9 protein-coding genes and 1 pseudogene are annotated in these 7,215 nt (G+C 65.6%); 2 read left to right on the forward strand and 8 right to left on the reverse strand.

The window, feature by feature from the left end; translation table 11 throughout:
* Positions 1 to 103: 103 nt before the first annotated feature.
* The 3 genes from VMR03_RS07115 to VMR03_RS07125 form a co-directional block, all read right to left on the reverse strand.
* Positions 104 to 370 (reverse strand): DUF2312 domain-containing protein, encoded by a 267-nt coding sequence (locus tag VMR03_RS07115; protein ID WP_325403660.1) that lies wholly within the window; start codon positions 368 to 370, stop codon positions 104 to 106.
* A gap of 122 nt (positions 371 to 492) precedes the next feature.
* Complete coding sequence (locus VMR03_RS07120) at positions 493 to 795, reverse strand: DUF1244 domain-containing protein (protein WP_325403662.1); 303 nt, start codon at positions 793 to 795, stop codon at positions 493 to 495.
* A gap of 18 nt (positions 796 to 813) precedes the next feature.
* Positions 814 to 1,647 (reverse strand): N-formylglutamate amidohydrolase, encoded by an 834-nt coding sequence (locus VMR03_RS07125; protein WP_325403664.1) that lies wholly within the window; start codon positions 1,645 to 1,647, stop codon positions 814 to 816.
* Positions 1,648 to 1,692: 45 nt separating this feature from the next.
* On the opposite strand from VMR03_RS07125, the gene VMR03_RS07130 reads away from it, so the two are divergent.
* Together VMR03_RS07130 and pyk are read left to right on the forward strand one after the other, a co-directional pair.
* Positions 1,693 to 3,015 carry a glycerate kinase gene (locus VMR03_RS07130; protein ID WP_325403666.1) on the forward strand — a complete coding sequence of 441 codons (1,323 nt, stop codon included), beginning with the start codon at positions 1,693 to 1,695 and terminating at the stop codon, positions 3,013 to 3,015.
* A complete protein-coding gene (pyk, locus tag VMR03_RS07135) occupies positions 3,012 to 4,448 on the forward strand; it encodes a pyruvate kinase (RefSeq protein WP_325403668.1) in 1,437 nt (478 codons plus the stop codon). The genes VMR03_RS07130 and pyk overlap by 4 nt, the downstream gene beginning before the upstream one ends.
* Positions 4,449 to 4,577: 129 nt before the next feature.
* Here pyk and VMR03_RS07140 read toward each other — a convergent pair whose 3' ends face one another.
* The 5 genes and pseudogenes from VMR03_RS07140 to VMR03_RS07160 all read right to left on the reverse strand — a co-directional run.
* Positions 4,578 to 5,588 (reverse strand): alpha/beta hydrolase, encoded by a 1,011-nt coding sequence (locus tag VMR03_RS07140; protein WP_325403670.1) that lies wholly within the window; start codon positions 5,586 to 5,588, stop codon positions 4,578 to 4,580.
* Positions 5,588 to 5,884, reverse strand: coding sequence for a helix-turn-helix transcriptional regulator (locus tag VMR03_RS07145; RefSeq protein ID WP_325403672.1), 297 nt, complete (start codon positions 5,882 to 5,884; stop codon positions 5,588 to 5,590). Before VMR03_RS07145 ends, VMR03_RS07140 begins: the two co-directional genes overlap by 1 nt.
* Complete coding sequence (locus tag VMR03_RS07150) at positions 5,868 to 6,206, reverse strand: type II toxin-antitoxin system RelE/ParE family toxin (protein WP_325403674.1); 339 nt, start codon at positions 6,204 to 6,206, stop codon at positions 5,868 to 5,870. The genes VMR03_RS07145 and VMR03_RS07150 overlap by 17 nt, the downstream gene beginning before the upstream one ends.
* A 61-nt stretch (positions 6,207 to 6,267) precedes the next feature.
* Positions 6,268 to 6,909 carry a tetratricopeptide repeat protein gene (locus VMR03_RS07155; protein WP_325403676.1) on the reverse strand — a complete coding sequence of 214 codons (642 nt, stop codon included), beginning with the start codon at positions 6,907 to 6,909 and terminating at the stop codon, positions 6,268 to 6,270.
* 74 nt (positions 6,910 to 6,983) lie between these two features.
* A pseudogene (locus VMR03_RS07160) lies at positions 6,984 to 7,215 on the reverse strand (saccharopine dehydrogenase); the annotation flags it as partial.

The following is a 7,215-nucleotide window of genomic DNA, read 5'->3' on the forward strand; positions in this document are numbered from 1 at the left end:
TCCGTCACCCCGGCCTTGTGCCGGGGTCCATCTGGCCACGAGTCCGATTAGAAGATGGATGCCGGACCAAGTCCGGAATGACGTCGATGAAAATCGAAACCGCTTACTCGACCATTCCGAGCGCGTGCAGGTAGAGCTCCAGGATCGCTTCCTGTTCCTGGCGCTCGGCCTTGTCCTGCTTGCGGATGCGCACGACCTGGCGCAGCGTCTTGGTGTCGAAGCCGTTGGCCTTCGCTTCGGCGTAGACTTCCTTGATGTCGGCCGAGGTCGCGGCCTTCTCTTCTTCCAGACGCTCGATCCGCTCGATGACCGAGCGAAGCTGGTCCTGCGCGACGCCGCCCGAATTCACAGGGGTATTGCCGTCCGCCATGATGCGTCGCTCCAGTTCCGTGTCAGCGATGGTGAGGGGTGAGACACTATCGGGGGCGGGTGCCCCCGGCAATATCGCGGCCAGAGAAAGCTGTGGATAGATCGCCCGCGCGAAAACGCCCGTCAGCCGTGGCTTTTCTTCTGCGCCGCCTCGAAGGCCGCGAGCTGCTCGGGTGTCGCCTCCGGCTGATACTTCGCCTTCCATTCGGGAAAGGGCATGCCGTAGATCGTTTCACGCGCCTCGTCCTTCGACATCGCGACGCCCTTGTCCTCCGCCGCCTCGCGCAGCCAGTCGGCGAGGCAGTTGCGGCAGAAGCCGCCATGGATCATCAGGTCGATGTTCTGCACGTCGGTGCGCGTCCGCAGATGTTCGACGAGCCTGCGGAAGGCCGCCGCCTCGAATTCGGTCTGTGTCGTCTTATCCATCGCATGTCTCCTTTCGGCTCATATGGTGAGCCGCGCATCCGTATGCGAGCCGTAATGCCGCACGTCGCGCAATCCCGGCAGTTTGGCTGCGACGCGCAGCATCTCCTCGATCCGCGCCGCCCATTCGCGCTGGCCCGCGACATCGGCGATCAGATCCTGCCGGATTTCGATCAGCACATGCGGCAGGCCCTTCACCGTTCCGTGCTGGTAGAGGCAGTCGCCCTTGAGCCGGCCCGAATAAGGTTCATTGTCGCCGACGACGAGCCCCGGCTCCAGCCGCAAGAGGCGCAGCATCTCATTGGGCAATCTGTCGTCCCTGTCCCACAGGATGCCGACCTGCCAGGGCCGCGCGCGGCCCCGCCAATGCGGCGTGAAGCTGTGGATCGAGACGATGGCCGGCACCTGATCGCCCGCCCGCGCCAGCGCCGCCTCGATCGCCTCGTGATAGGGCCGGTGGAAAAGCGCCAGCCGGCGCTCGAATTCGTCGCGGTCCTGAAACGGATCGACGTCGCGGTTCCCCGGCACGATGGCCCCGTCCGACAATTTCATCACCAGCGTCGGATCGTCCGGCCCGCGATTGAGGTCGATCAGCAATCGCGACCAGCGTGCCAACACTGCCGGACAATCGAGGGTTTCGGCGATCAGCCGCGAAACGCCCGCCGCGCCGATATCGTAGGCGATATGGCGTTCGAACTCCGCCGCCGCGAGGCCGAGCGTCCCGTAACCCGGCGGCAGCGCATTGGAGGCATGATCGCAGACGACAAGAAATCCCGAATCGCCTTCGGGATTGATAAGCTCGTAAGGGAGGAGATCGCTCGGGGAGGTCGACCCCTCGCGTGACCGGGATTGCATGGCCCCACTATACCCGAGCCGGGAAATGCAGAGAATGATCTCCTGATGCCGAGCGACCATTCAGCCGAGCGCCGCCTGTTGCTGAGCCTCTTCGAGGAGGCCATGCGCTCGGCCCTGCCCGAAACCTGCCTCGCTCCCCATCTGCCACCCGCGCCCGCCGGGCGCTTGGTCATTTTCGCCATCGGCAAGGCCGCCGCGTCCATGGCCGCCGCCGCCGAGGCGCATTACGCGCAAACGGCGCCCGCCGCCCGCATCGAGGGCATCGCCCTCACCCGCTACGGCCATGGGCGGCCCACGCGGCATGTCGAGGTCGTGGAAGCCGCCCATCCAGTGCCCGACGCCGCCGGGGTCGCCGCGAGCGGGCGGCTTCTCGCGCTGGCCGCCACGCTCAAGCCCGACGATCTCGCGCTGGTGCTTCTCTCCGGCGGCGGCTCGGCGCTGGCGGTCTTGCCCGTCGAAGGCGTCAGCCTCGCCGACAAGCAGGCGCTCACCCGCGCATTGCTCGCCTCCGGCGCACCGATCTCGGAGATGAACTGCGTCCGCAAGCATCTTTCGTGCATCAAGGGCGGCCGTCTCGCCGCCGCCATTCATCCGGCGCGCATGGTCACGCTGGCGATCTCCGATGTCGCCGGCGACGATCCGAGCGTCATCGCCTCGGGTCCGACCGTTCCCGATCCGACCACGCGCGACGAGGCGCTCGCCATTCTCGACCGCTACCGCATCGAGGTTCCCCCGCATCTGCGGGCTGCCCTTCTCGCCGCGTCCGAAAGCCCGAAACCGGGCGACGGGATTTTCCACGCCGCGCGCTACGACATTGTCGCGAGCGGCGCGCGGGCGCTCGACGCGGCGGCGAAAATGCTCGCGACACAGGGCTATGAGGTGACCGATCTCGGCGACCGCATAGAAGGCGAAGCGCATGAGGTCGCCCGCGACCACGCGCGGCAGGCTCTGGCGGCGAAGGCTCGGAGACATCGTGTCGCGATCCTTTCCGGTGGCGAGACCGGTGTGACGTTTTCACAAAAGGCTGAAGGCGGTAGCGGCGGACGAAACCAGGAATACGCGCTGGCGCTGGCTCTGGCCCTTGGCGGTGTCGCCGGCATTTCGGCGATCGCCGGCGACACCGACGGGATTGACGGCGGCAGCGGCTCGGCCGACGATCCGGCGGGTGCGCTCGTTCTCCCTGACACGCTCGCGCGCGCCCGAACGCTCGGTGTCGATCCCCTCCTGTCGCTGAAAAGCCACGATTCAGGTGGATTTTTCGCCGCACTCGGTGATCTTGTCGTCACCGGGCCCAGTTATACGAACGTGAACGACTTCCGCGCCATTCTGGTCGAAGGGGAGCCATCAATGAGGAGAGCCACCCGGTGATACGTCGGCGCAACGTCAAGATCATAGCGACCCTCGGGCCTGCTTCGAGTTCGAAGGAAATGATCCGCGCGCTTTTCGAAGCGGGCGCGGACGTCTTCCGGCTCAACATGAGCCATCTCAGCCATGACGGGCTGCGCAAGGTTCACGCCCTTGTCCGCGAAGTCGAGGCGGAGGTCGGTCGGCCCATCGGCATTCTCGCCGATCTGCAAGGACCGAAGCTCCGCGTCGGCGAGATCGAGAACGGTTCGGTCATGCTGGTCCCCGGCGACAGTTTCCGTCTCGATCTCGACAAGACCCCCGGCACCAAAACGCGCGCGCCGCTGCCCCATCCCGAAATTTTCGCCGCCGTCAGCGAAGGCAACAACCTGTTGCTCGACGACGGCAAGATCAGGCTTCGCGTCACCAGGGCCGGCGCCGATTTCGCCGAAACGGAAGTCGTGGTCGGCGGACGCCTCTCCAATCGCAAGGGCGTCAACGTGCCCGACGCCGTGCTGCCGGTGAAGGCCCTCACCGAAAAGGACCTCGCCGATTTCGAGGCGGCCCTCAATCTCGGCGTCGACTGGATCGCGCTGTCCTTCATCCAGCGGCCCGAGGACATGGCCGAGGCCCGCAAGATCGCGCATGGCCGCGCCGCCGTGCTCGCCAAGATCGAGAAGCCGCAGGCCCTCGTCCATCTCGACGAGATCATCGACATCTCCGACGCGATCATGGTCGCGCGCGGCGATCTCGGCGTCGAGCTGCCGCTCGAACAGGTGCCCGGCTGGCAGAAGCGCATTACCCGCGCCGCGCGCCGCGCCGGCAAGCCCGTCGTCGTCGCGACGCAGATGCTCGAGTCCATGATCTCGTCGCCCGTGCCGACGCGCGCCGAAGTTTCCGACGTCGCCACCGCCGTCTTCGAAGGCGCCGACGCGATCATGCTCTCGGCGGAATCGGCGGCCGGCCAGTATCCGGTCGAAGCCGTCCGCACCATGAACAAGGTCGCGGAGTCGATTGAGTCCGATCCGACCTATCCCGGCATCATCTATGCCCAGCGCAACGAGCCCGAAGCGACCGGCGCCGACGCGATCAGTGCGGCGGCACATACCGTCGCCGACACGCTGAAGGCCGCGGCCATCGTCTGCTGGACCAATTCCGGTTCGACGGGCCTGCGCGCCGCCCGCGAACGCCCGCTCTTTCCGATCATCGTGCTGACGCCGATCGTCGACACCGCGCGCCGCCTCGCGCTGGTCTGGGGCCTTCACTGCGTCCTCACCGAAGATGCCCACGATCTCGACGACGTCGCCGAACGCGCCTGCCGCATTGCCTTCAGCGAGGGCTACGCCCAGCCCGGCCAGCGCATCATTGTCACCGCGGGCCTCCCCCTCGGGACGCCGGGCGCGACCAACATGCTGCGCGTCGCCTTCGTCGGCCGGAAGGGAAGCTCGGTGGACTGACGGACGCAGTTCTGGAGATAACGGAATAGGTGGGAAGCAGCGTCACGCTGGTCAAGGGGCGCGGTTCGCGGAATATTTTTCGCGAAACTTATCCCCGGCATCCCGAATCGCCGGGCGGGGTTCAGGCCTTCATAAAATCGCCGCCGGCATTTCCGGGTCCATAACATGCGTCCCCACGCGGGGACGCTCTCCCCGCGCCAGCCGTTCCAGCGCGTCGATCACGACATCGGCCCGCACGTAATGCGGCATGTGGCCGACACCCGTGAGCTTGATCAATTCCGACCCGGCGATCTCGCCATGCAGCGCATAGGAGTGGAGCTTCGCCCAGACGACCTTGTCGCGATTGCCGGTGACGATGATGGTCGGCACACGGATTTCGCTATAGCGTTTGCTCTGGCGGATGAGATGCCCGCGCAGCCGGCCGGAGTCCAGGCTGTTCGAGCGGAAATGTCGCGGACGGAAAAGCAACGGCAAGCCGATTGCGTGGACATAGCCATCAGGCACCGGATCGGGCGCGAAGACCCCCTTGACGCCGGCACCCACCATGAGCCCGCCGGCCGGAACCATCAGTGTACGAATAAACAGGGCGCCGGCAAAGGGCGTCGCGACCAGCCGGTGATACCAGGCTGCCTCGCCTTCCCAGACATGCGTCGCGCCGGCCAGCACCAGAAGTCCCGCAAGATCGTCTGGATATGCAAGCGCCCAGACGGTCGCGACCGCGCCGCCCCAGCTATGGCCGAGCACCACCGGCCTCTCGATGCCGAGTTTCGCGCAAGCCGCCTTCAGCACACGCGCCTGCACCGCCGGGTCGCTCATGTCGCCCGTGCGCGGACGTTCGCTCCAGCCGTGACCCGGCCTGTCGAAGGCGACGACGCGGTGACGCTTCGCAAGCGCCGGCATCAGGCTCTCGACCATGTCGCCGAGATTGCCGCTCGCACCGTGAATGAGCACGATCGGCGCGCCGTCGGGGTTCGCCCCCTCCTGGCCGGCATGGGGGCCCATCTCGACATAGTGAATACGCGCGCCGTCCACCTCGACGAAGCGCCCGCGCGGCGGATAGGTCCGCGCGATCCGCGCCGTCGCGACGACGGAATAGATCGCGAGCGCGGCAAAGAGTACGAGCAGGAGCGCGAGGAGCATCAAGACCGCTCACTCACGAATTTCACCTTCGGCACCGTTCCCGTCGCCTCGGCGATTTTCTTCAACGTCGCCATGGTGGGCAGACTCCGTCCGCTTTCCAGCCTCGCGACGAAAGGCTGGGTCACGCCCATCCGTGTCGCAAGCTCACCCTGGGTCAAATTCAATCTTTCTCGCGCCCCAATGATGGCGCGGGCGACCTCGAATTCGAGCGACATTTCGTCGTAAGCCGCGCGCACCGCTTTGTCTTTCAGCAATTGCGCCGAAAGAGTCCGCAGCGACTTAACTTTTCGTGTCATCGTCCCAATTCCTCATACGCTGCCGCGCCACATCGAGATCACCCTTCGGCGTCTTCTGAGTTTTCTTGACGAAGGCATGCACGACAATCAATCGGCGACCGGATGTCGCAAAATAGATTGCACGGGCAATTCCGTCGCGCCCGGTCAACCGCATCTCCCACAACTTGTCGCCGAGGTGCCGGACATGCGGCGCGCTTACCCTTTGCGGTCCGAAGTCTTCCAGCAGACTCGATATGCGTAGGAACCGTGCCTGCATATCCGCCGGAAGCGATCGAATCTCCCTTTCGGCCTCGGGAATGACGAAAACCGACCAACGATCCATGATATAACTATTTAGTTATAATTTGCAAGTCGCGGATTTACACAGCACGCAACCGAACGCGTCAGATGCCTCGACCCTCGACGTCGAGCGACAGCGCCTTTTCCGCTTCCGCCGCGCCGTCGAGCCACGGGTTGATCGCCAGCGCGCGGCGGTAGACGTCGAGCGCGCCCTTCTTGTCGCCGAGATCCTGCAGGATGACGGCGAGACCGCCCATCGCGCCGAAATGGCGGGGTTCGAGCTTCAGCACGCGCTCGATGTCCCGGAGCGCCGAGGCGTAGTCATCCTTCAGGAAGAAGATCGCCGCGCGCTTGTCCCAGCCCTCGATGAAGGCCGGATCGAGGGCGACGACTTCGTTGAAATAGAAAAGCGCCTTGTCGTAGTCCTTCGCGGAGAAGGCATCGAGCCCGCGCGTCATCAGGAGATCGACGCTCGGGCTGCCCGACTGCATCCAGACCTCGAAGATCGCGGCCTCGATCGGCTGCGCCTCGGCGGCGCTTTTCGCGTGGGCAAGCTTTTCGAAAAGTCTGTCGAGAACCTCCGCACGGTCCGGCTCCTTCGCCTTGGATCCGCTCTCAGACCCACTTGGGGATTCGACCTGTGGCACGGTCTGGGGCGTCACCGGTTCCGCCGCCGCCCAAGCATTGCCGCCGCAGATCGCAATCTGCGCGGCGAGCAGGGATGTGAGTGGGAAGCGCTTGATCATGGATCGAGCATAGGCGCGGTGCGAAGCGCGGCCAAGGCCTCCCCCGAGGCCCCCAAGGGAGTGGACCGCGCGACTCAGTTGTTCAGATCCTGCCGGATGCAGCCGTCGAACTCGGTGATGTAGTCGGCACCGAAGGCGCTGGACGGGGTCTGGAAGCCAGGCGTCACCTCGCCGCTCAGAACCCGGCGGACGGTTTCGAGGCTGGTCATGGCGGTCAGCGTATAGCCCTCGGGCGTGCGCAGCTTCGAGACGACGCGCTCGCCGGCCGCATTGACCGCTTCTCCGAGCAGCACCGCGAAGCCCTCG

Origin of the sequence: Parvibaculum sp., assembly GCF_035511255.1 — a bacterium.
Lineage (GTDB): Bacteria > Pseudomonadota > Alphaproteobacteria > Parvibaculales > Parvibaculaceae > Parvibaculum.

What these genes read in the sequence shown, in the direction of transcription:
- VMR03_RS07145 (WP_325403672.1), bottom strand. Translation starts at nt 5,884, where the DNA reads ATGACACGAAAAGTTAAGTCGCTGCGGACTCTTTCGGCGCAATTGCTG.
- VMR03_RS07125 (WP_325403664.1), bottom strand. Translation starts at nt 1,647, where the DNA reads ATGCAATCCCGGTCACGCGAGGGGTCGACCTCCCCGAGCGATCTCCTC.
- VMR03_RS07120 (WP_325403662.1), bottom strand. Translation starts at nt 795, where the DNA reads ATGGATAAGACGACACAGACCGAATTCGAGGCGGCGGCCTTCCGCAGG.
- VMR03_RS07155 (WP_325403676.1), bottom strand. Translation starts at nt 6,909, where the DNA reads ATGATCAAGCGCTTCCCACTCACATCCCTGCTCGCCGCGCAGATTGCG.
- VMR03_RS07150 (WP_325403674.1), bottom strand. Translation starts at nt 6,206, where the DNA reads ATGGATCGTTGGTCGGTTTTCGTCATTCCCGAGGCCGAAAGGGAGATT.
- VMR03_RS07115 (WP_325403660.1), bottom strand. Translation starts at nt 370, where the DNA reads ATGGCGGACGGCAATACCCCTGTGAATTCGGGCGGCGTCGCGCAGGAC.
- VMR03_RS07130 (WP_325403666.1), top strand. Translation starts at nt 1,693, where the DNA reads ATGCCGAGCGACCATTCAGCCGAGCGCCGCCTGTTGCTGAGCCTCTTC.
- VMR03_RS07140 (WP_325403670.1), bottom strand. Translation starts at nt 5,588, where the DNA reads ATGCTCCTCGCGCTCCTGCTCGTACTCTTTGCCGCGCTCGCGATCTAT.